The organism is Streptomyces cinnamoneus, from assembly GCF_014650495.1.
Taxonomy (GTDB): Bacteria; Actinomycetota; Actinomycetes; order Streptomycetales; family Streptomycetaceae; genus Streptomyces; species Streptomyces cinnamoneus.
This window is the reverse complement of the sequence record NZ_BMVB01000018.1, coordinates 12,798-33,660: the sequence shown is the minus strand read 5'-3', so window position 1 is coordinate 33,660 and position 20,863 is coordinate 12,798. Positions and strand designations below refer to the sequence as shown.

The following is a 20,863-nucleotide window of genomic DNA, read 5'->3' as shown; positions in this document are numbered from 1 at the left end:
CCCGGCTCGTACGATGCGGGCGTGACGGGCAGCGGGCGGAACGCACGGCGGGCGCGGCGCTGCCCGACGGCGGCGCTGCTCGTCCTCGCCCTGCTCGCCGCGCTGGCCGGCTGCGGCCCCGGTGGCCCCGGCACCCGCACCGAGGGAACCGACACCGCCGCCCAGCGGCTCCTGGACCGGTGGGCGGCCGCCGTCCGCCAGCGGGACGAGGCCGCCTACCTGGCGGCCGTGGACCCGGCCGCCGACGGCTACCGGGCCGAGCGGCGCCGGGTCTTCGCGGGCCTCGAACAGGTGCCGCTCGCCTCCTGGGAGTACCGCCTGGTGCGCACCGGCGGCTTCGGCCCCCTCCCCGGCGACGGCCACCGCGTCGCCGCCGAGGCCGAGCTGCGCTACCGCCTGGACGGCTACGACACGGCACCGGTCACCACCTCGCTGCGGCTGACGCTGGTGCGGCGCGGCGACCGCTGGTACGTGGCCGGGCAGGAGCCCGCCTCCGGCGGCGGCCAGCTGTGGGAACAGGGCGCGGTCACGGCCGTGCGCGGCGAGCGCAGCCTCGTCCTCGGCGTGGACCAGGACCCGGCACGGCTGCGGGCGCTGGCGGACCTCGCCGACCGGGCGGTGCCCGCGGTGGACGCGGCGTGGCGGGGCGGCTGGGCGGAGCGCGTCGTGGTCGAGATGCCCGCCTCGCTGGAGCGGATGGCGGCCCTCCTGGGCGCCCCCGCCTCCCACTACCGCGGCATCGCCGCCGTGACCACCGGCGTGGTCGGCACCGGGGGCGCCTCCCCCGCCTCCGGGGCCACCGGGGAGGGCACCGCCCCCGCCGACCGGATCATCGTCAACCCCGAGGCGTACGGCGCGCTCGGCGACTTCGGGCGGCGCATCGTGCTCACCCACGAGACCGCGCACGTCGCCACCCGCTCCCGCACCTCGGCCGCCACCCCGCTGTGGCTCTCCGAGGGCTTCGCGGACTGGGCGGCCTACCGCACCAGCGGCCGCACGCCCCGGCAGGCCGCCCCCGAGCTCGCCGAGGCCGTCGCGGCGGGCCGGGCACCGCAGCAGCTGCCCGAGGACGCCGACTTCGGCTTCGCGGGCGAGGCCGGCCGGCTGGCCCGCGCGTACGAGGAGGGCTGGCTGGCCTGCCGCATGATCGCCGAGGAGTGGGGCGAGGAGAAGCTCGTCGCCTTCTACCGCGCGGTGGGCTCGCACCGTAGCCGGGCGGGGGCCCTGGACGCGGCGCTGCGCGAGGTGCTGGGCACCGGCCGGGACGACTTCACCGGACGCTGGCGCTCCTACGTCGCCGCCGCGCTGGGCCGGCCTACCGGCTGACCAGCGCGGACTCCCGGGGCTCGGTCGGCGGGTCCGGCTCGCCGGCCGGCGGCGCCTGCGACACCGTCTCCCGCCACAGCCGGGTGCAGGAGATGACCGTCGCCGCCACCAGCAGCCCGTTGCGCAGCGTCAGGGTGGCCACGCCCAGCTTGTCGCTGGCCACCACGTGCGAGAACCAGATGGGGAATTCGAGCTGGGTGACCGGTGCCGCGATCACCACGAGCAGCACGGGCAGCATCTGCCGGGGCGTGCGCATCGTCACGCACACCGCCGCCAGGCCGATCAGCCACACCATGTACTGCGGGCTGATGACCCGGCTGGTGGTGGTGAACAGCAGCACCGCGGCGAACGCCGCGTCGTAGGGCGTCGTCGGCGTGAACCTGCGGGCCCGCAGCCGCCACACCAGCAGCCACGCGAACGCCAGCATGCTCAGCCCCAGCGCCAGGGCGCTCACCGCGTGCACGTGCCGGCCCAGGAACTCCACCGAGCCGTAGTTGAGCCGCGCCTTGCCGTGCCAGCCGAAGTGCCGCGCCACGTGGAAGACCAGCGAGCCCAGCGACTCCACCTCCGTGCCCCGGTCGCGCTGGAAGGTCAGGAACGCCAGCGCCCCCGGCATCGCGGCCGTGCAGAACACCGCCAGGAGCGCGGCCGTCACCAGGGCCGCGGTCCAGGTGGAACGGGTGCGCGGGCCGCGCGGCGTGCCGATGAGCAGCAGCACCGGCCACACCTTCAGCAGCGCCCCCAAGCCCGTCAGGGCCCCCGACAGGCGGGTCCGGCGGCCGGCCGTCAGCAGGGCCGCGACGGCCACCGCGGTGACCATGACGTCGTAGCGGGCGTAGACGATGGGCCCGAGCAGCGGCACCCCCACCACCCACACCCACACGCCCAGCGGGCTGCGCCGGGCGTCCCGCACGGAGTACAGCAGCATGCCCATGACCGCCGCGTCCGCCAGCAGGCACAGCACGAAGAACGCGGGGGCGTAGCCGAGGAAGGGCAGCAGCCCGGGAGCGAGGACGGCCAGCGCGGCGGCCGGCGGGTACTGCCAGGTGACGTCGTCGTAGGGGAAGATGCCGGTGCGCAGCACCCCGTACCAGCCCTGGTAGATCACCTCGATGTCGACGGAGACGTCCGAGCCCGGCATGTCCCACACCCGGAAGACGCACATCATCAGAACGGCCCGGGTGACGGCCCACGCCACGATCGAGAGCCGCAGACCAGTGCCCGCCACCATCATTCACCTCGTCCTTTCGGATCCACCCCGCGTCACCACGCACAGTGTGCATGCCGTCACTGCAAGGAATCATGCCGGTCGAGGGGGCCCCTGCGCGACGACGTGGCGGGACGCGGCGCAGAGTTTGCCGCCCTGGGGGCACCCCCGGAGGGGCCCGGGGGAGCACCCGGTACTGTCGGACGGCGATGCACAAGACCCTGATCGTCACCAACGACTTCCCGCCCCGCCCGGGGGGCATCCAGGCATTCCTGCACAACATGGCGCTGCGCCTGGACCCGGCGAGCATCGTGGTCTACGCCTCCACCTGGAAGCGGAGCCGCGAGGGGGTGGAGGCGACGGCCCGGTTCGACGCCGAGCAGCCCTTCACCGTCGTCCGTGACCGTACGACCATGCTGCTGCCCACGCCCCGGGTCACCCGGCGCGCGGCGGGCCTGCTGCGGGAGCACGGCTGCACCTCGGTGTGGTTCGGGGCCGCCGCACCCCTGGGGCTGATGGCTCCGGCGCTGCGCCGGGCGGGCGCCCGCCGGCTGGTCGCCACCTCGCACGGGCACGAGGCCGGCTGGGCCCAGCTGCCCGCTTCCCGGCAGCTGCTGCGACGGATCGGCGACGGCACCGACACAATCACCTATCTGGGTGAGTACACGCGGTCGCGGATCGCCGCGGCGTTGACGCCCGAGGCGGCGGCGCGCATGGTGCAACTGCCGCCGGGCGTGGACGAGAAGACCTTCCACCCCGGCTCCGGGGGCGACGAGATCAGGGCCCGGCTCGGCCTCGCCGACCGCCCCGTCGTCGTGTGCGTCTCGCGGCTCGTCCCCCGCAAGGGCCAGGACACCCTGATCGAGGCCATGCCGCGGATCCTGGCGGCCGTGCCGGACGCCGTCCTGCTCGTCGTCGGCGGCGGCCCGTACGCCGACGACCTGCGGAAGCTGGCCGACGCCACCGGCGTCGCGCACGCGGTCCGCTTCACCGGGCCGGTGCCCTGGGAGGAGCTGCCCGCCCACTACGGCGCCGGTGACGTCTTCGCCATGCCGTGCCGCACGCGCCGGGGCGGGCTGGACGTCGAAGGGCTCGGCATCGTCTACCTGGAGGCGTCGGCCACCGGCCTGCCCGTCGTCGCCGGCGACTCCGGCGGCGCCCCCGACGCGGTCCTCGAAGGCGAGACGGGCTACGTCGTGCGCGGCGGGGTGCCCGCGGAGGCGGCCGACCGGATCGTGACGCTGCTGCAGGACCCGCAGCTGCGCGGGCGCATGGGCGAACGCGGCCGCGAGTGGGTCGAGGAGCGCTGGAGATGGGACCTGCTGGCGGATCGGCTCAAGGCGTTGCTCTAGCGCCCTCCGCGCGGTGCCTTCACACGCCGGACGGGCCGGAGTGCCCAGCCCGTCCGGTCGTTCCGGCGTCAGCCGTGGTAGATCGCCTCGATCTCGTCGGCGAAGTCCTTCGCGACGACGTTCCGCTTGAGCTTCAGCGACGGCGTCACATGCCCCGACGCCTCCGTGAACTGCGCCGGCAGGATGCGGAACTTGCGCACCGACTCCGCCTTCGAGACCGCCGCGTTGCCGTCGTCGACCGCCTTCTGCACGGCCGCCAGCAGGTCGGCGTCCTCGGCGAGCTCGGCGGCCGTCAGGCCCGCGCTCTTGCCGTTCTGCTCCAGCCAGCGCGGCAGGAAGTCCTCGTCCAGGGTGATCAGCGCGCCGATGAACGGCCGGCCGTCGCCGACGACCATGCACTCGGCGACCAGCGCGTGGGCGCGGACCCGGTCCTCGATCACGGCGGGGGCGACGTTCTTGCCGCCGGCCGTGACGATGATCTCCTTCTTGCGGCCGGTGATGCTCAGGAAGCCGTCCTCGTCCAGCGTGCCCAGGTCGCCGGTGTGGAACCAGCCGTCCGACAGGGCCTCCGCCGTCGCCGCCTCGTTGTTCCAGTAGCCGGTGAACAGGTGCTCGCCGTGCAGCAGCACCTCGCCGTCGTCGGCGATGCGCACCACCGAGCCCGGCAGCGGCTGGCCGACCGTGCCGATCCGCGGCTTGTCCCAGGGGTTGAACGCGGTCGCCGCGCACGACTCCGTCAGGCCGTAGCCCTCCAGGACCGTGAAGCCGATGCCCCGGTAGAAGTGGCCCAGGCGCTCGCCCAGCGGGGCACCGCCGGAGATCGCGTGCGTGGCCCGGCCGCCGAGGACCGCGCGCAGCTTGCTGTAGACCAGCTTGTCGAAGATCTTGTGCTTGATCCGCAGGCCGAAGGACGGGCCCGCCGCGGTGTCCAGGGCGCGGCTGTAGGCGATGGCGGTGTCCGCCGCCTTGTCGAAGATCTTGCCCTTGCCGTCGGCCTGGGCCTTGGCGCGGGCGCCGTTGTAGACCTTCTCGAAGACGCGGGGCACGCCGAGGACCAGGGTGGGCCTGAAGCCCTGGAGGTCGTCGGTGAGGTTGCGGATGTCGCTGACCAGGCCGAGGCGGATGGGCGCCAGCACCGCGGCGACCTCGACCAGCCGGCCGAAGACGTGGGCGGCGGGCAGGAAGAGCAGGACGGACGAGTCGCCCGTGTTGAACAGCGGCTTGAGCCGCTCCACGGCGTTGCCGCACTCCGCGAAGAAGGCGCGGTGGGTGAGCACGCAGCCCTTGGGGCGCCCGGTGGTGCCCGAGGTGTAGACGATGGTGGCGGGGGAGTCGGCGCGGGCGAGCGCGCTGCGCTCGTCGACCGACTCGTCGGTCAGCGTCTCGCCGGCCGCGCGCAGCCGCTCCAGGGCCCCGCGCTCTATCTGCCAGATGTTCGCCAGCTCCGGCAGCCGGTCCCGCACGGACTCCACGGCGGCCTCGTGCGCCGGGGTCTCCACCAGGCAGGCCACGGCCCCGGAGTCGCCGAGGATCCACTGGATCTGCTCGGGCGAGCTGGTCTCGTAGATCGGCACGGTGACGCCGCCCGCGCTCCAGATGGCGAAGTCCAGCAGCGCCCACTCGTAGCGGGTGCGCGACAGCAGCCCGATCCGGTCGCCCGGCTTGATGCCCGCGGCCATCAGGCCCTTGGCGGCGGAACGGACCTCCGCGAGGAACCCGGCGGCGGTGACGTCCTCCCAGCGGTCGTCGACCTTGCGGCCGATGACGGCCACCTCCGGGTGGAGTGCGGCGTTCCGGCGGATGAGATCCGTCAGGTTTCCGTCGGCGGGGACCTCGTACAGGGCCGGAAGGCTGAACTCGCGCAAGACTGCTGCTCCTCGTCGGGCGCCGGCGCCGCCGCGTCGTCGAGGGGCGCTGCGTCGGCTGCGGTCCATGATCAGGCAGGGGGATTGGACTGCCCGGACGTTACCCACCAGTACCACTTTCGAATAGAGGGTCGCGCCCAGATGTTCTATGCGTCACATGCCACGGGACTGCTCCCCGCACCCTAGCCCCCCGGCTAGGTGACTCGGAAGTAACCGCAGGTCGGGGCCCTTCCGGACGCCCCGCCGCAGCACCTAGGGTGATCCGTATGCGAGTCCACGTGGTCAGCGACGTACACGGCAACGCCGAGGGTCTGGCGCGGGCGGGCGAGGGCGCCGACGCCCTGGTGTGCCTGGGCGACCTCGTGCTCTTCCTCGACTACGCCGACCACTCGCGCGGCATCTTCCCGGAGCTCTTCGGGACCGAGGCCGCCGACCGCATCGTCGAGCTGCGCACCGCCCGCCGCTTCGAGGAGGCCCGCGAGCTCTCCCGCGCCCTGTGGGACGGCATCGACCGCAAGAGCGCCGTCGAGGCCGCCGTCCGCAAGCAGTACGCCGAGCTGTTCGCCGCCTTCCCCACCCCCACCTACGCCACCTACGGCAACGTGGACATCCCGCCCCTGTGGCCGGAGTACGCCCGCCCCGGCACCACCGTCCTCGACGGCGAGCGCGTGGAGATCGGCGGCCTCGTCTTCGGGTTCGTCGGCGGCGGCCTGCGCTCACCCATGCGCACCCCCTACGAGATCGACGACGAGACCTACGCCGCCAAGCTCGCCGCCCTCGGCGACGTCGACGTCCTCTGCTCGCACATCCCGCCCGACGTGCCCGAGCTCTGCTACGACACCGTCGCCCGCCGCTTCGAGCGCGGCAGCTCCGCCCTGCTGGAGACCATCCGCGCCGTCCGGCCCAAGTACGCCCTCTTCGGCCACGTCCACCAGCCGCTGGCCCGCCGGATGCGCATCGGGGCCACCGAATGCGTCAACGTCGGCCACTTCGCCTCCACGGCCACACCCTGGGTGCTGGAGTGGTGACGCGCAGCGGGAGGTAGCCTTCACCGGCAGACCATGAAGAGGCCGCGGACCGGTACCGGAGGAGCCCCGCAGATGGCGGAACACACCAGCTCAAGCATCACGATCGAGGCGACCCCCGCCGAGGTGATGGCCGTGATCGCCGACTTCGACCGCTACAGCGAGTGGACGGGAGAGGTCAAGCAGGCCGAAGTCCTGGAGAAGGACGAGCAGGGCCGCGCCAGCAAGGTGCGCCTGGTCCTCGACGCCGGCGCCATCAAGGACGACCACACCCTCAACTACAGCTGGCCCCGGGCCCACGTCGTCCAGTGGTCCCTGGACAAGTCCCAGATGCTGCGCCAGCTCGACGGCTCCTACAGCCTGGAGCCCGCCGAGGGCGGCAAGCACACCAAGGTCACCTACCAGCTCACCGTCGACGTGAAGATCCCGATGCTCGGGATGATCAAGCGCAAGGCGGAGAAGGTCATCATCGACCGGGCCCTCGACGGGCTCAAGAAGCGCGTCGAGTCGGGCACCGCTTCCTGACGTCCGCTTCAGAACCACTGCCGGAGGCTCCACCTTGCGTACGGTCCTCGTCACCGGTCCCGGCGGCGCGGGCCGCACCACCGTGGCGGCGGCCACGGCGCTGGCCGCCGCCCGCACCGGGCGCCGCGTGCTGCTGCTCACCTGCGACCGCGGGCGGGCACCGGACGCGGTGCTCGGCACGGCGCTGCCGGCCCGGGGCACCGACGACGGCGCCCCCTGGACGCCGCCCGTCGAGGCGGCCCCCGGGCTGTGGGCCGCCCGCGTCGCCACGGGCGAGCACTTCGGCGCCCTCGCCCGCGACCTGCAGGAACGCGGCAGCTCCCTCCTCGACCTGCTCGGCGCCGCCCCCCTCGACCCCGAGGAGCTCACCGAGCTGCCCGGCGCCGAACCGCTGGCGGTCCTCGCCGCCCTCCGCGCCGCCCGCACCGGCGCCCGCTGGGACCTGCTCGTCGTCGACATGCCGCCCGTCCACGAGAGCGTGCGCCTGCTGGCCCTGCCCGAGCAGCTGAGCCGCTACCTGCGCCGCCTGCTGCCCCCCGAGCGCCAGGCCGCCCGCGCGCTGCGCCCCGTGCTGGCCCAGCTGGCCCGCGTCCCCATGCCCGCCCAGCTGCTCTACGAGACCGTCGAGCGCTGGCAGGAGGAGCTCGCCGCCGTCCAGGACGTCCTGGAGTCGGCCGGCACGACCGTGCGCCTGGTCGCCGAACCCGGCCCGGTCGCCACCGAGGCGCTGCGCACCGCCCGCGCCGGGCTCGCCCTGCACGGCTGCCGCATCGACGCGCTCGTGGCGAACCGCCTGCTGCCCACCGCCCCCGCCGACCCCTGGCTCGCGGGCCTGGCCGACGAGCAGCGCACCGCCCACAAGGCGCTGTGCGAGGAGTTCCTCGCCGACGGCATCACCGTCCGCGACCTGCCGCACCTCGGGCGCTCCCCCCGCGGCCTCACCGACCTCCAGGCGCTGGCCGACCGCGCCACCCTGCCCGAGGAGGTCCGCGAGGCGGCCGACCCGTGGACCGTCGAGGACCGCCTCGCCACCGACGGCATGCTCGTCTGGCGGCTGCCGCTGCCCGGCGCCGACCGCGAGGGCCTCGGCCTCGTCCGCCGGGGCGACGAACTCATCGTCGCCACCGGACCGTTCCGCCGCGTCCTTCCCCTGCCCTCCGCGCTGCGCCGGTGCACGGTCTCCGGCGCCGGTCTGCGCGACGGGGCGCTCAGCGTGCGCTTCCGGCCCGACCCCGGGCTGTGGCCGCGGAGCAGCTGAACGCCACCGGGCCGGTCGGGTAACGTCGAAGGAAATTCCAGCTCGCAGGAGTCCGTCATGACCGATGCCACCGAGCGCCCCGGCTCCGGCCGGACGCCCGACCCCGACGCCTGGGAGCGCGCCTGCGCCGAGGACCTCGCCGCCGAGAACGCCCGTCGTGCCAGCTCCGGCCGGGCGCACGAGCCGGGCAGCGCCGCCGAGGAGCTGCGCAAGCTCGTCGACGCCGTCACCGACAAGGTCGCCGCCATCCAGCTGCCCCTGGGCGCCGGCGCCGCCGGCGCCGCCGCCCAGAGCGCCGTCCAGCAGCTCGTCGCCCAGGCCAGAGCCGCCGTCGAGCCCGTCATCGAGCGCAACCCCGAGGTCTTCGACCACCTCGCCTCCGCCGGCTCCGAGCTCATGGCCGCCTACCGCGCCGCCGTCCAGGGCCACGAGGGCCGCTGGACGCGCGACGAACCGTCGCGCGAGCGACGCAAGGAGGCCGGGGACGGCGGGAACGACGGCGACGACGACGGCGGCAACGGCGGAACCGAACGCATCGACCTCGACTGAATCCCTGACCTGGCCCGAACGGCATGGGGGTACCCCCGTCTCCGGTACGGTGGGGCGCGGCGGGGTTCGAGCGAAAAACTGAGGGACACATGGGACTCACCATCGGCGTCGACATCGGCGGCACGAAGATCGCGGCCGGCGTGGTCGACGAAGAGGGCTCGATCCTCGCGACGTGCAAGGTGCCGACCCCGGACACCCCCGAGGGCGTCATCGACGCGATCGCGGACGCGGTGCGCACGGTCAGCGAGGGCTTCGAGGTCGAGGCCGTCGGCATCGGCGCCGCCGGCTACGTGGACGACAAGCGCGCCACCGTCCTCTTCGCCCCGAACATCAACTGGCGGCACGAGGCGCTCAAGGACAAGGTCGAGCAGCGCGTCGGCCTCCCCGTCGTCGTCGAGAACGACGCCAACGCCGCCGCCTGGGGCGAGTACCGCTTCGGCGCCGGCCAGGGCCACGACGACGTCATCTGCATCACGCTCGGCACCGGCCTCGGCGGCGGCATCATCATCGGCAACAAGCTGCGCCGCGGCCGCTTCGGCGTGGCCGCCGAGTTCGGCCACATCCGCGTCGTCCCCGACGGCCTGCTCTGCGGCTGCGGCAGCCAGGGCTGCTGGGAGCAGTACGCCTCCGGCCGCGCCCTCGTCCGCTACGCCAGGCAGCGCGCGCAGGCCACCCCGGAGAACGCCGAGATCCTGCTGAGCCTGGGCGACGGCACCCCCGAGGGCATCGAGGGCAAGCACATCAGCGACGCCGCCCGCCAGGGCGACCCCGTCGCCATCGACTCCTTCCGCGAGCTGGCCCGCTGGGCCGGCGCGGGCCTGGCCGACCTGGCCTCGCTCTTCGACCCCTCGGCGTTCATCGTCGGCGGCGGCGTCTCCGACGAGGGCGACCTCGTCCTCGACCCCATCCGCAAGTCCTTCCGCCGCTGGCTGGTGGGCGGCCAGTGGCGCCCGCACGCGCAGGTGCTCGCCGCCCAGCTGGGCGGCAAGGCCGGCCTGGTCGGCGCGGCCGACCTGGCCCGCCAGGGCTAGCCGGCCGGAGCGCCACGGCGGGGGCCGGTCGCCGTTTCGTGCGGCCCCGGCGCGGAAAAGGAAGCAGCGTGCTGCCCGACCTTCCCGCTTCCCGCACCGAGTCCGACGGCTCGGCCGTCGTCCGCGTGCTGAGCTACAACATCCGCTCCCTGCGTGACGACGTGGGCGCGCTGTCCCGGGTCATCCGGGCCTGCGCGCCCGACGTCGTCTGCATCCAGGAGGCGCCGCGCTTCTTCCGCTGGCGCAAGGCCGCGGCCCGGCTCGCCCGCGAGACGGACCTGACCTACGTCACCGGCGGCGCGACCGCCTCCGGCCCGATGCTCCTCGCCTCGCTCCGCGCCCACGTGGAGCGCACGGAGGACATCCTGCTGCCCCGCACCCCGGGCCTGCACCAGCGGGGCCTCGCGACGGCCGTGGTGCGCTTCGGGCGGACCGCCCGGCTGGGCGTCGTCAGCTGTCACCTGAGCATCCGCGACGCCGAGCGCCGACGGCAGGGACGGCTGGTCCTGGAGCACCTGGCGGCCCTCGGCGTGCCGCACGCGGTGCTGGCCGGCGACCTCAACGACCGGCCCGACGGCCGTACGTTCGCCCTGCTCGCCCAGGAACTGCAGGACGGCTGGGCGACGCGCCCGTGGGGGCGCGAGCACACGACGCGGCTCGGGGATCCACTGCAGCGCATCGACGCGGTCTTCGCCACGAAGGACGTGGAGGTGCTGGGGTGCGGGGTGCCGATGGGGCTGGCGGGGGTGGAGGAGGCGGACCTGAGGGCGGCGACCGACCACCTGCCCGTGCTGTGCGCGGTGCGCGTGCCGGCCGCCTGACGCACCCGCGGCGTCCCGGGCGCGTGAGACATGCGAAAGGGGCCGGACGCATCCGGCCCCTCCCCGCGTACGGGCGCCTCAGACCACTGCGCCGCGGCCCGGGTCGTCGTCGTCCTCGTCGTCGCCGTCCTTCATGCGCAGCACCAGCGTCGCGAAGCCGCCCAGGAAACCGCCCACGCCCAGGGTGGTGATCCACCACGTCAGCTCCTGCTGCAGCAGGACCATGACCAGAAGCAGCAGCGGCCCGCCCAGCACCGCGATCCACGCGAAGCGCGACGTCACGTCGCCCGTGGGCAGCGGCGGCGGCTCCGGGGGCACGAAGTGGCCCTCGTCGACGTCGGCAGCGCCGGCAGTGCCCTCGGCGTCCGCCGGCTCCGGGACGGGCGCGTCGCGCGGGCCGACGCCCGGGGCGTAGACGATGAAGCCGCCCGGACGTCCGGCAGGCTCGGGGGCGGGGCCGGGATCGGCCGCGGGGGAGGGCCCGGCGGCCGCCTCCGGCTCCGGCTTCCTCGGCTCCCGGTCGTCGCTCACGTCGCCACCCGTCGCAGGCCAGCGCCCCTTCTCGGGGTCCGGCTGCTCCCCGTAGGCCGCCACGAGCTCGGCCCACGCGCGGTCCTCGTCCAGCGGGTCGCGGCTCTCGTCACGGTCGCGGTCCGCGTCGCGCTCAGCCACGGGAGGCAGCCTCCTGCTTCTCCGCGGAGAGCCGGCCGATGAACGCGTACGTCTCCTCGAAGATCCACCGGGCGTCGTGGTCCAGCGTCGCCACGTGGTAGCTGTGCTCCAGCAGCCGCTCGGTGACGTCCCGGGAGGACACCCGCGCCAGGATGCGCGCCGAGTCGGCCGGCGGGACGACGTGGTCCTCGGGGCTGTGCATCAGCAGCAACGGCTGGGTCACCTGAGGCAGTTCCGAGTCCAGCATCTGCAGGAAGCGGCGGAAGGAGTGCGCGGCGTGCAGCGGCACCCGGTCGTAGCCGGTCTCCTCCATGCCGGGCTTGGCGATGTCGCTGGTGATGCCCTTGGTCGTGCGGACCAGGTGGCGCACCACGGGCAGCGCCCGGGCGGCCAGGCCGTGCACCTTGTTGGCCGGGTTGACCAGGACGACGCCGGAGACGGCGTCGCCGTGCCGGGCCGCCAGGCGCAGCGCGAGGGCACCGCCCATCGACAGGCCGCAGACGAAGACCCGGGAACACCGCTCCCGCAGCGACCACAGCTCGCGGTCGACCTCGGCGTACCAGTCCTGCCAGCCGGTGATCGCCATGTCCTGCCAGTGGGTGCCGTGCCCCGGCAGCAGCGGCAGCGAGACGCTCAGGCCCCGTTCCGCGAGATAATCGGCCCAGGGCCTGACCGACTGCGGGGAACCGGTGAAGCCGTGACACACGAGGACGCCGACCTCTCCGCCGTCATGGCGGAACGGCTCGGCTCCGGGGAGGAGCGGCACCGGAATCTCCGTTCAAGGGAGCGGGACAACAGGAAAGAGAGAGTCTGGCCCTCAGCCTACGCGGAGCGCCGCACGGCGGGTAGGCAGGTTAAGGTCTCCTCGTCACTACAGGAGGTTCTCGGTTGTTCTACGGCGCAATGAAGCTGTCCATCGGCGGGTCGCTGAAGCTTGCCTTCCGGCCGTGGGTGGAGGGTCTGGAGAACATCCCGGCCGAGGGGCCCGCGATCCTGGCGAGCAACCACCTGTCCTTCTCGGACTCCTTCTTCCTCCCCGCGGTGCTCGATCGCAAGATCACGTTCATCGCCAAGCAGGAGTACTTCACCTCCCCCGGCGTCAAGGGGAAGCTGACGGCCGCCTTCTTCAAGGGCGTCGGCCAGCTCCCCGTCGACCGCTCGGGGGCGCGTGGGGCCGGTGAGGCCGCCATCAAGAGCGGCATCGAGGTGCTGGAGCGCGGTGAGCTCTTCGGCATCTACCCCGAGGGCACCCGTTCCCCGGACGGCCGCCTCTACCGCGGCAAGCCCGGCGGGCTCGCCCGCGTCGCCCTGGCCACCGGAGCCCCGGTGATCCCCGTCGCGATGATCGACACGGAGAAGATCCAGCCGCCCGGCAAGGTCGTCCCCAAGCTGATGCGGCCGGGCATCCGGATCGGCAAGCCGCTGGACTTCAGCCGCTACCACGGCATGGACGGCGACCGCTTCATCCTCCGCTCGGTGACCGACGAGGTCATGTACGAGATCATGAAGCTCTCCGGCCAGGAGTACGTCGACATCTACGCGACCGCCGCCAAGCGGCAGATCGCGGAGGAGGCGAAGCAGAAGGCCGAGGAGGAGAAGGCGGCGAAGGCCGCCGGACTCGACAAGGCCGATGAGGCCGGCAACGCGGACAAGACCGGCAAGAAGGCGGAGCGGAAGCCCGAGGCGTAGGTCGCCCGGCTGGGGGGTTGGGGCAGACATGGCACAGCGCACCGGTGGGCGTCCGCGCGCCGTGCGGATGTCGGTGGAGCTGCCGCTGTGGCAGGCGCTGACCGGCTACCGCGTCCTGACGCTCGGCTACGCGCTCACGCTCTTCTTCCTGAGTTACCACGCGTACGCCCACCCGCTCGGTGCCGCGCTCTACATGGGCGTACTCACCCTGTGGATGCTGCTGACCTGGAACCGGACCACGTCCGCCGAGCGGTGCACCAAGCCGTTCCTGATCGCCGACCTGGCGATCGCGCTGGCGGGAATCCTCCTCACCTCCTTCGTCGACACCGCCGCGCGCATCGACGGAGGCGCCGCCACCCTCCCGTCCATCTGGACCGGCGGCGCCGTGCTGGGCCTGGCCATCAAGGGCGGCTGGCGCTGGGCGGCGGTCGGCTCGACGATCGTGGCGGTCACCAACCTCGTCGAGCGCGGCAGCCCCGCCCGCGACACCGTCCACAACGTCGTCCTGGTGTGGGTCTCCAGCATCGCCATCGGCTACATCGTCGAGGTCGCCCGCGCCAGTGAGCGCACCCTCGCCCGTGCGCTGCAGATCGAGGCCGCCACCCGCGAGCGCGAGCGGCTGGCCCGGGACATCCACGACGGCGTCCTGCAGGTGCTGGCCATGGTCCAGCGCCGTGGCGCGGCGATCGGCGGCGAGGCCGCCGAGCTGGGCCGCATGGCCGGCGAGCAGGAGATCGCCCTGCGCAGCCTGGTCGCCGGCGGGCTGCTGCCCCCGCAGCGCTCCGCCGCCCAGCTGGCCGAGGACGCCGAGCTCGTCCGGACGGTGGCTCCCGCCGCCCCGGCACCGCCGTCCGGCCCCTGCGACGTACGGGCCCTGATCGCCCCGCACGCCGGGGCCACCGTCACCGTCTCGGCGCCCGGCACGCCCGTGCTGCTGGAGGCGGCCGCGGCCGCGGAGCTGGCGGCCGCCGTCGGCGCGGCCCTGGACAACGTCGCGAAGCACGCCGGCGAGGCCGCGCGGGCCTGGATCCTGCTGGAGGACGAGCCGGACGAGGTGATCGTCACCGTGCGGGACGACGGCCCGGGCATCCCCGAGGGGCGGCTGGCCGACGCCGAGCGCGAGGGACGCATGGGCGTCGCCCTGTCCATCCGCGGCCGGCTGCGGGACCTCGGCGGCAGCGCCGAGCTGGTATCGGTGCCCGGGCAGGGCACCGAGGTCGAACTGCGAGTTCCACGGGGGAGCGAGGATTAGGCGATGAGCACAGAGGCGATACGGGTCATGGTGGTCGACGACCACCCCATGTGGCGGGACGCGGTCGCCCGCGACCTGGCGGCCGCCGGGTACGACGTGGTGGCCACCGCCGGTGACGGCCCCCAGGCGGTGCGCCGGGCCACGGCGGTCCGCCCCGACGTCCTGGTCCTCGACCTCAACCTGCCCGGGCTGCCCGGCGTGGCCGTCTGCAAGGAGCTGGTCGCGGACCGGCCGCAGCTGCGCGTCCTGGTGCTCTCCGCCAGCGGTGAGCACGCGGACGTCCTGGAGGCCGTGAAGTCCGGCGCCACGGGCTACCTGCTGAAATCGGCCAGCACGGAGGAGCTCCTGGACGCCGTGCGCCGCACGGCGGCGGGCGAGCCCGTCTTCACCCCCGGACTGGCCGGCCTCGTCCTCGGCGAGTACCGCCGCCTGGCCGCCGACCCCGCCCCCGCCGCCCCCGACGAGCCCAAGGCCCCGCGGCTCACCGACCGCGAGACGGAGGTGCTGCGGCTCGTGGCCAAGGGACTGTCCTACAAGCAGATCGCCGAACGGCTGGTTATTTCCCACCGCACGGTGCAGAACCATGTTCAGAACACCTTGGGCAAGCTCCAGCTGCACAACCGCGTGGAGCTCGTCCGCTACGCGATAGAGCGAGGTCTCGACGACGCCTGACCCTTCGCGGCCGGGCGTTCCCGGCGAAGGGAAAGGTGTCTGTCATGCGGATCGGAGTGCTGACCGGCGGCGGCGACTGCCCGGGGCTCAACGCGGTCATCCGCGCGGTCGTCCGCAAGGGCGTCCAGGACCACGGCCACGACTTCATCGGCTTCAGGGACGGCTGGCGCGGACCGCTGCGCGGCAGCGTCGTCCCGCTCGGCATCCCGGCGGTCCGGGGCATCCTGCCGCGCGGCGGCACGATCCTCGGCTCGTCGCGCACCAACCCGTTCAAGGAGCCCGACGGCGTCCGGCGGATCGAGGAGAACCTCGCCGCGTACGAGGTCGACGCCCTGATCGCGATCGGCGGCGAGGACACCCTGGGCGTCGCCGCCCGCCTCGGCGACGAGTACGGCATCCGCTGCGTCGGCGTGCCCAAGACCATCGACAACGACCTCTCGGCGACGGACTACACGTTCGGCTTCGACACGGCCGTCAACATCGCCACCGAGGCCATCGACCGGCTGCACACCACGGCCGAGTCGCACATGCGCGTCCTCGTCGTCGAGGTCATGGGCCGGCACGCCGGCTGGATCGCGCTGCACTCCGGCCTGGCCGGCGGCGCCAACGTCATTCTGATCCCCGAGCGGCGCTTCGACCTCGACGCCGTCTGCGGCTGGGTGACCTCGCGCTTCCGCGCCAGCTACGCGCCGATCGTGGTCGTCGCGGAGGGCGCGATGCCGCAGGACGGCGACCTGGTGCTCAAGGACTCGACCGCGCTCGACTCCTTCGGCCACGTCCGGCTCTCGGGGGTGGGGGAGTGGCTGGCGAAGGAGATCGAGGCCCGGACGGGGAAGGAGGCGCGGACGACGGTGCTGGGGCACGTGCAGCGGGGCGGGACGCCCAGTGCGTTCGACCGGTGGCTGGCGACGCGGTTCGGGCTGCACGCCATGGACGCCGTGCGGGACGGTGACTTCGGGAAGATGGTCGCCCTCCGCGGCACCGAGGTGGTGCGCGTGCCTCTGGCGGAGGCCACCGCCCGGCTGAAGACCGTGCCCCTGCCCCTGTACGAGGAAGCGCAGGTCTTCTTCGGCTGACCCGCCGTCCCACCCCGCCCGATCACCCGGAAACGTCATGACGTTTCCGGGTGATCGGGCGGGCGGGCTCAGACGCGCACCGCGGAGAGCAGCTCCGCCACGATCGCCGACCCGTTCAGCGTCAGGACGGACTCCGGGTGGAACTGCACCCCCGCAAAGCCCGGCCCGCGCAGCGCATGCACATCCCCCGTACCGGGATCCCGGCACACCTCGACGCCCTCGGCGCCACCCCGCGCCGTGAACGTGTTGTAGAAGCCCACCGTCTCCGCCCGCCCGAAGAAGTCGATCCGCTCCTGCGCCCCCTGGAAGGGCACGTCCTTGCGGACGATCTCCAGGCCCAGTTCCGCCGCGATCAGCTCGTGGCCCAGGCACACGCCCAACAGGCCATGGCGGTGCCCGCGCAGCAGGTCCGCCGTCAGGCCGCGCAGCATCCGCATCTTCGGGTCCGCGGCGTCCGAGGGGTTCCCCGGGCCGGGGCCGAGCACCACGGGGCCTTCATGGGCCGGCGCCGCCTCCCGCAGCCCCGGCTCGTCGAAGCGCCGCACCGTCACCGTCAGTCCCATCGTGCGCAGCAGGTGGGCGAGCATCGCGGTGAAGGTGTCCTCGCCGTCGACGACGAGCGCGTGTCCGCTCGGCACGGCCGCCGGGGGCTCGGTCTGCATCCGCAGCCAAAAGGGGGCCAGGTCCGCGCGCCGGGCGTCCAGCGCGGCCCGTACCCGGGGGTCGTCGGCGAGCCGTACGGGCGGGGCCGCCGCCGGGCGTACCGGTTCCGGCCGGACGCCGAGGGCCGCGAGGACACCCGCCGCCTTGGCGTGCGTCTCGGCGACCTCGGCGTGCGGGTCGGAGTGGCGCACGAGGGTGGCGCCGACGCCCACCCGCAGCCGGCCGCGCCGGTCGATGTCCGCGGTACGGATGAGGATCGGCGAGTCCAGGGTCTGTGCACCGCCCGCGTCGCGGCCGATGAGGGCGAGCGCCCCCGCGTAGTAGCCGCGGCCGCCGGGCTCGTACCGCCCGATGACCCGGCAGGCGTTCTGGACGGGCGAGCCGGTGACCGTGGCGGCGAACATCGTCTCGCGGAGCACCTCCCGGACGTCCAGCGAGGAGCGGCCGCGCAGCTCGTACTCGGTGTGGGCGAGGTGGGACATCTCCTTCAGGCGGGGGCCGACGACCACGCCGCCCCGGTCGCCGACGGTGCACATCATCTTCAGCTCCTCGTCGACGACCATGGACAGCTCCTCCACCTCCTTGCGGTCGTGGAGGAAGGCGAGCAGGTCGTCGGCGGCCGGGCCGCCGGCCGGGTAGCGGTAGGTGCCGCTGATGGGGTTCATCACGACCGTTCCGCCGGACATCCGCACGTGCACCTCCGGGCTGGCGCCCACGAGGGTGCGCTCCCCGGTGTGCAGCACGTACGTCCAGTAGGCGCCGCGCTCGCCGCCCAGCAGCCGCCGGAACAGGGCGAGGGCGTCGGCGGCGGCGAAGCCGTGGATCTCGCCCTCGAAGGTGCGCCGGATGACGAAGTTGGCGCCCTCGCCGGTGCCGATCTCGTCCTCGATGACGCGCTCGACGATCCGGGCGTACTCCTCGTCGCCCACGTCGAACGTGCCGCCCTCCACCCGGACCTCGTGTGCCGGCAGCGCGGCGCGGACCTCGGCGAGCGGGAGCTCGTGGCACTCCTCGGGGCGCAGGACGAGCAGGGGCGTGCCGTCGTCGCGGGCGTCGAAGCCGCGCTCGCGGATCTGCCGGAAGGGGACGACGGCCAGTGCGTCGTGGGCGGGGCCGCCGTGGGCGGGCGGGCCGACGGGCAGCGGGATGTCGCCCAGGCGGGCGGCCTCGGTGACGGGGCCCAGGAGCAGCTCGACGGTGTCCTGGTCCAGGCCGGGGGCGCGGCGGTGGAGCAGGGCGAACGGCGGGTGGCCGGCGGCGGTCAGCCGGGCGAGCAGGGCGGCGGTGTCGAAGGTCATCTGAGGTGGTTCCTTCCTGGAGGGGAGGAACGGCCTCGGTTCCGGCGGCCGGGAGGACGCCGAAGGCCGCCCCTCGGGGCGGCCTTCGCGGAGTCGTCAGTACGCGCGATCAGTGGGCCGCCGGAGGAGCGGTCCACCACCACTTTCGATTGCAGGACTCAAGCGCGTACATGCCGGGGACAGTACCCGACGCGCCCGGGCCCTGTCCTCGGTTTCCACCGAACGCGTCTCAGCCGATGTCTCAGATGCCGGTCCTCCCGCTAGAAGGCTGTCAAGACCCCGTACTGTTGAGGGCGTGACCGTGAACGCTGAAACCCACGCCGGTGGCCACACCTGGCGCTCCCTGCCCGCGGCGCAGCAGCCTGACTGGCCGGACCAAGAGGCTCTGCGCGATGTGATCGCCGAGCTCGAGTCCTATCCGCCCCTCGTCTTCGCCGGCGAGTGCGACCAGCTGCGCCAGCGCCTGGGAGCCGTCGCCCGCGGTGAGGCGTTCCTGCTCCAGGGCGGCGACTGCGCCGAGGCCTTCGACGCCGTCGGTGCCGACCAGATCCGCAACAAGCTCAAGACCCTGCTCCAGATGGGCGCGGTGCTGACCTACGCGGGTTCCGTGCCCGTCGTGAAGGTCGGCCGCATCGCCGGCCAGTACAGCAAGCCGCGCTCGAAGCCGACCGAGACCCGCGACGGCGTGACCCTGCCGACCTACCGCGGCGACTCCGTCAACGGCTTCGCCTTCACGCCCGAGGCCCGTACGCCGGACCCGCAGCGGCTGAAGCGGATGTACCAGGCGTCGGCCTCGACGCTGAACCTGGTGCGTGCCTTCACCACCGGTGGCTACGCCGACCTGCGCCAGGTGCACGCCTGGAACCAGGACTTCGTGAAGTCCTCGCCGTCCGGTCAGCGCTACGAGCAGCTCGCGCGCGAGATCGACCGGGCGATGAACTTCATGAACGCCTGCGGGGTGGACCCGGAGGAGTTCAAGACCGTCGAGTTCTTCGCCTCGCACGAGGCGCTCGTCCTCGACTACGAGTCGGCGCTGACCCGCGTCGACTCGCGCACCGGCCGTCTGTACGACGTCTCGGGCCACATGGTGTGGATCGGTGAGCGCACCCGGCAGCTGGACGGGGCGCACATCGAGTTCGCCTCCAAGATCCGCAACCCGATCGGGGTGAAGCTCGGGCCGACCACGACGCCCGAGGAGGCCCTCACGCTGATCGAGCGGCTCGACCCCGAGCGCGAGCCCGGCCGTCTGACGTTCATCACCCGGATGGGCGCCGACAAGGTCCGTGAGAAGCTCCCCACCCTGGTGGAGAAGGTCACGGCGTCCGGCGCGCAGGTGGTGTGGGTCTGCGACCCGATGCACGGCAACACCTTCGAGGCGGCCTCGGGTCACAAGACCCGTCGCTTCGACGACGTGCTGGACGAGGTCAAGGGCTTCTTCGAGGTCCACAAGAGCCTCGGCACCCACCCGGGCGGCATCCACGTGGAGCTCACCGGCGACGACGTCACGGAGTGCGTGGGCGGCGGCGACGAGATCTTCGTCGACGACCTGCACCAGCGCTACGAGACGGCGTGCGACCCCCGCCTCAACCGCAGCCAGTCCCTGGACCTGGCCTTCCTGGTCGCCGAGATGTACCGCGACCAGTAATAACCGCGGGTAATGACTGTGGGGCGCGGATCTGTGATCCGCGCCCCACAGCGTTGTGATCCGGCCACCGAGACGGGTAAGGTAAGGGTTACCTTATTGATCGACTCGGCCTATCGGCCAACGCAAGGCGGTGACCGCGTGTACGTCTGCTCGTGCTTCGGCATCACGGAGCAGCAGGTGCGCGAGCACGCGGACAAGGGGGCGTGCACGCCCCGGCAGATCGCCTCCGCCTGCAAGGCCGGCACCGACTGCGGCAGCTGCGTGCGTCGCATCCAGGCCCTGCTGGGCCGGGGTGCCTGCCCGCGCCGCGAGCTGGCCGACCAGCAAGAGGGCGACGTGCTGGGCGCCGATGTGACGCTCGTGCCCGCCGCTGCGCCGCGCGCCCGCGCCGCCTAGCCGCTTCCGGCCCGCCCGGCTAGCTGCCCTGCCCGTTCTCCTGCTCGATGAACTGGGCGATGTAGAGCGGCTCGCCGAGTTTCTCGATCAGTTCCAGCTGCGTGTCGAGATAGTCGATGTGGTCCTCCTCCTCCGCGAGGATCGCCTCGAAGATGTTCGCCGAGGTGATGTCGCCCTTGGTGCGCATGACCTCCACGCCCCGCTTGAGGCGGTCGATGGCCTCGACCTCCACCTGCCGGTCGGCCATGAACATCTCGGTGATCGTCTGCCCGACGCGCACGTGGAAGAGGCGCTGGTAGTTCGGCAGCCCCTCCAGGAAGATGATCCGGTCGGTCAGGATCTCCGCGTGCTTCATCTCGTCGAACGACTCCGCCCGCGTATGCGAGGCGATCTTCGTCCAGCCGTGGTGCTCCTGCAGCTTCGCGTGCAGGAAGTACTGGTTGATGGCCGTCAGCTCGGCCGTCAGCTGCTCGTTGAGGAACTCGATGACCTCGGGGTCGCCCTGCATCGCGAGGGCTCCTTCCTGGGGGCACTTCCCAGC

20 protein-coding genes are annotated in these 20,863 nt (G+C 73.3%); 14 read left to right on the top strand and 6 right to left on the bottom strand.

All coding sequences use genetic code 11. From position 1 onward, the window contains the following. Positions 1-21: 21 nt before the first annotated feature. Entirely contained in the window at positions 22-1,326 is a 1,305-nt protein-coding gene (locus tag IE182_RS22780) for a gluzincin family metallopeptidase (protein WP_373303599.1), read from the top strand. On the opposite strand, the gene IE182_RS22775 is transcribed toward IE182_RS22780, so the two are convergent. Beyond that, positions 1,316-2,557, bottom strand: coding sequence for a glycosyltransferase 87 family protein (locus tag IE182_RS22775; protein WP_190111757.1), 1,242 nt, complete (start codon positions 2,555-2,557; stop codon positions 1,316-1,318). The two genes, IE182_RS22780 and IE182_RS22775, sit on opposite strands and share 11 nt — an antisense overlap. Before the next feature lie 185 nt (positions 2,558-2,742). On the opposite strand from IE182_RS22775, the gene IE182_RS22770 reads away from it, so the two are divergent. Further along, on the top strand, positions 2,743-3,885 hold the full coding sequence (locus tag IE182_RS22770) for a glycosyltransferase family 4 protein (RefSeq protein ID WP_190111756.1): 1,143 nt from the start codon (positions 2,743-2,745) through the stop codon (positions 3,883-3,885). A 68-nt stretch (positions 3,886-3,953) separates the two neighbouring features. Here IE182_RS22770 and IE182_RS22765 read toward each other — a convergent pair whose 3' ends face one another. Then, a complete protein-coding gene (locus tag IE182_RS22765) occupies positions 3,954-5,750 on the bottom strand; it encodes an AMP-dependent synthetase/ligase (protein ID WP_190111755.1) in 1,797 nt (598 codons plus the stop codon). A gap of 266 nt (positions 5,751-6,016) precedes the next feature. On the opposite strand from IE182_RS22765, the gene IE182_RS22760 reads away from it, so the two are divergent. The 6 genes from IE182_RS22760 to IE182_RS22735 all read left to right on the top strand — a co-directional run bounded on the left by IE182_RS22760 (position 6,017) and on the right by IE182_RS22735 (position 10,959). Next, positions 6,017-6,778 (top strand): metallophosphoesterase family protein, encoded by a 762-nt coding sequence (locus IE182_RS22760; protein ID WP_190111754.1) that lies wholly within the window; start codon positions 6,017-6,019, stop codon positions 6,776-6,778. A 72-nt stretch (positions 6,779-6,850) separates the two neighbouring features. After that, positions 6,851-7,300, top strand: coding sequence for an SRPBCC family protein (locus tag IE182_RS22755; protein WP_190111753.1), 450 nt, complete (start codon positions 6,851-6,853; stop codon positions 7,298-7,300). A gap of 34 nt (positions 7,301-7,334) precedes the next feature. Continuing rightward, positions 7,335-8,558 carry an ArsA family ATPase gene (locus IE182_RS22750; RefSeq protein WP_190111752.1) on the top strand — a complete coding sequence of 408 codons (1,224 nt, stop codon included), beginning with the start codon at positions 7,335-7,337 and terminating at the stop codon, positions 8,556-8,558. A gap of 57 nt (positions 8,559-8,615) precedes the next feature. Further along, positions 8,616-9,107: a DUF5304 domain-containing protein gene (locus tag IE182_RS22745; protein WP_190111751.1), complete on the top strand. Its 492-nt coding sequence runs from the start codon at positions 8,616-8,618 to the stop codon at positions 9,105-9,107. Positions 9,108-9,196: 89 nt separating this feature from the next. After that, positions 9,197-10,138 (top strand): ROK family glucokinase, encoded by a 942-nt coding sequence (locus IE182_RS22740; RefSeq protein WP_190111750.1) that lies wholly within the window; start codon positions 9,197-9,199, stop codon positions 10,136-10,138. Positions 10,139-10,206: 68 nt separating this feature from the next. Then, entirely contained in the window at positions 10,207-10,959 is a 753-nt protein-coding gene (locus IE182_RS22735) for an endonuclease/exonuclease/phosphatase family protein (RefSeq protein WP_190111749.1), read from the top strand. 78 nt (positions 10,960-11,037) lie between these two features. Here the strand turns inward: IE182_RS22735 and IE182_RS22730 are convergent, their stop codons facing one another. Together IE182_RS22730 and IE182_RS22725 are read right to left on the bottom strand one after the other, a co-directional pair. Beyond that, positions 11,038-11,631: a hypothetical protein gene (locus IE182_RS22730; RefSeq protein WP_190111748.1), complete on the bottom strand. Its 594-nt coding sequence runs from the start codon at positions 11,629-11,631 to the stop codon at positions 11,038-11,040. Beyond that, a complete protein-coding gene (locus IE182_RS22725; RefSeq protein ID WP_190111747.1) occupies positions 11,624-12,397 on the bottom strand; it encodes an alpha/beta hydrolase in 774 nt (257 codons plus the stop codon). Before IE182_RS22725 ends, IE182_RS22730 begins: the two co-directional genes overlap by 8 nt. 122 nt (positions 12,398-12,519) lie before the next feature. Here IE182_RS22725 and IE182_RS22720 point away from each other — a divergent pair, with 122 nt between their 5' ends. The 4 genes from IE182_RS22720 to IE182_RS22705 are packed head-to-tail and all read left to right on the top strand — an operon-like array spanning position 12,520 to position 16,320. Further along, positions 12,520-13,320 (top strand): lysophospholipid acyltransferase family protein, encoded by an 801-nt coding sequence (locus IE182_RS22720; RefSeq protein WP_190111746.1) that lies wholly within the window; start codon positions 12,520-12,522, stop codon positions 13,318-13,320. A gap of 28 nt (positions 13,321-13,348) precedes the next feature. Continuing rightward, positions 13,349-14,572 carry a MacS family sensor histidine kinase gene (gene macS, locus IE182_RS22715; RefSeq protein WP_229845030.1) on the top strand — a complete coding sequence of 408 codons (1,224 nt, stop codon included), beginning with the start codon at positions 13,349-13,351 and terminating at the stop codon, positions 14,570-14,572. Between the two features lie 3 nt (positions 14,573-14,575). Continuing rightward, a complete protein-coding gene (locus tag IE182_RS22710; protein WP_190111745.1) occupies positions 14,576-15,244 on the top strand; it encodes a response regulator in 669 nt (222 codons plus the stop codon). A 44-nt stretch (positions 15,245-15,288) separates the two neighbouring features. Further along, positions 15,289-16,320, top strand: coding sequence for a 6-phosphofructokinase (locus IE182_RS22705; protein WP_190111744.1), 1,032 nt, complete (start codon positions 15,289-15,291; stop codon positions 16,318-16,320). A 68-nt stretch (positions 16,321-16,388) separates the two neighbouring features. On the opposite strand, the gene IE182_RS22700 is transcribed toward IE182_RS22705, so the two are convergent. Beyond that, positions 16,389-18,281, bottom strand: coding sequence for an anthranilate synthase family protein (locus tag IE182_RS22700; RefSeq protein WP_190111743.1), 1,893 nt, complete (start codon positions 18,279-18,281; stop codon positions 16,389-16,391). 295 nt (positions 18,282-18,576) lie between these two features. Between IE182_RS22700 and IE182_RS22695 the strand changes: the two genes are divergently transcribed. Beyond that, a complete protein-coding gene (locus IE182_RS22695; RefSeq protein WP_190111742.1) occupies positions 18,577-19,926 on the top strand; it encodes a class II 3-deoxy-7-phosphoheptulonate synthase in 1,350 nt (449 codons plus the stop codon). A gap of 138 nt (positions 19,927-20,064) precedes the next feature. After that, positions 20,065-20,322: a (2Fe-2S)-binding protein gene (locus IE182_RS22690; protein ID WP_190111741.1), complete on the top strand. Its 258-nt coding sequence runs from the start codon at positions 20,065-20,067 to the stop codon at positions 20,320-20,322. A gap of 19 nt (positions 20,323-20,341) precedes the next feature. On the opposite strand, the gene bfr is transcribed toward IE182_RS22690, so the two are convergent. After that, complete coding sequence (gene bfr / locus IE182_RS22685; RefSeq protein WP_190111740.1) at positions 20,342-20,830, bottom strand: bacterioferritin; 489 nt, start codon at positions 20,828-20,830, stop codon at positions 20,342-20,344. Between the last annotated feature and the right edge of the window lie 33 nt (positions 20,831-20,863).

Excerpts from the sequence above, each read along its gene's own strand:
- IE182_RS22775 (WP_190111757.1), bottom strand. The coding sequence starts at position 2,557 with ATGGTGGCGGGCACTGGTCTGCGGCTCTCGATCGTGGCGTGGGCCGTC.
- IE182_RS22770 (WP_190111756.1), top strand. The coding sequence starts at position 2,743 with ATGCACAAGACCCTGATCGTCACCAACGACTTCCCGCCCCGCCCGGGG.
- IE182_RS22760 (WP_190111754.1), top strand. The coding sequence starts at position 6,017 with ATGCGAGTCCACGTGGTCAGCGACGTACACGGCAACGCCGAGGGTCTG.
- IE182_RS22755 (WP_190111753.1), top strand. The coding sequence starts at position 6,851 with ATGGCGGAACACACCAGCTCAAGCATCACGATCGAGGCGACCCCCGCC.
- IE182_RS22745 (WP_190111751.1), top strand. The coding sequence starts at position 8,616 with ATGACCGATGCCACCGAGCGCCCCGGCTCCGGCCGGACGCCCGACCCC.
- IE182_RS22740 (WP_190111750.1), top strand. The coding sequence starts at position 9,197 with ATGGGACTCACCATCGGCGTCGACATCGGCGGCACGAAGATCGCGGCC.
- macS (WP_229845030.1), top strand. The coding sequence starts at position 13,349 with ATGGCACAGCGCACCGGTGGGCGTCCGCGCGCCGTGCGGATGTCGGTG.
- IE182_RS22710 (WP_190111745.1), top strand. The coding sequence starts at position 14,576 with ATGAGCACAGAGGCGATACGGGTCATGGTGGTCGACGACCACCCCATG.
- IE182_RS22705 (WP_190111744.1), top strand. The coding sequence starts at position 15,289 with ATGCGGATCGGAGTGCTGACCGGCGGCGGCGACTGCCCGGGGCTCAAC.
- IE182_RS22700 (WP_190111743.1), bottom strand. The coding sequence starts at position 18,281 with ATGACCTTCGACACCGCCGCCCTGCTCGCCCGGCTGACCGCCGCCGGC.
- bfr (WP_190111740.1), bottom strand. The coding sequence starts at position 20,830 with ATGCAGGGCGACCCCGAGGTCATCGAGTTCCTCAACGAGCAGCTGACG.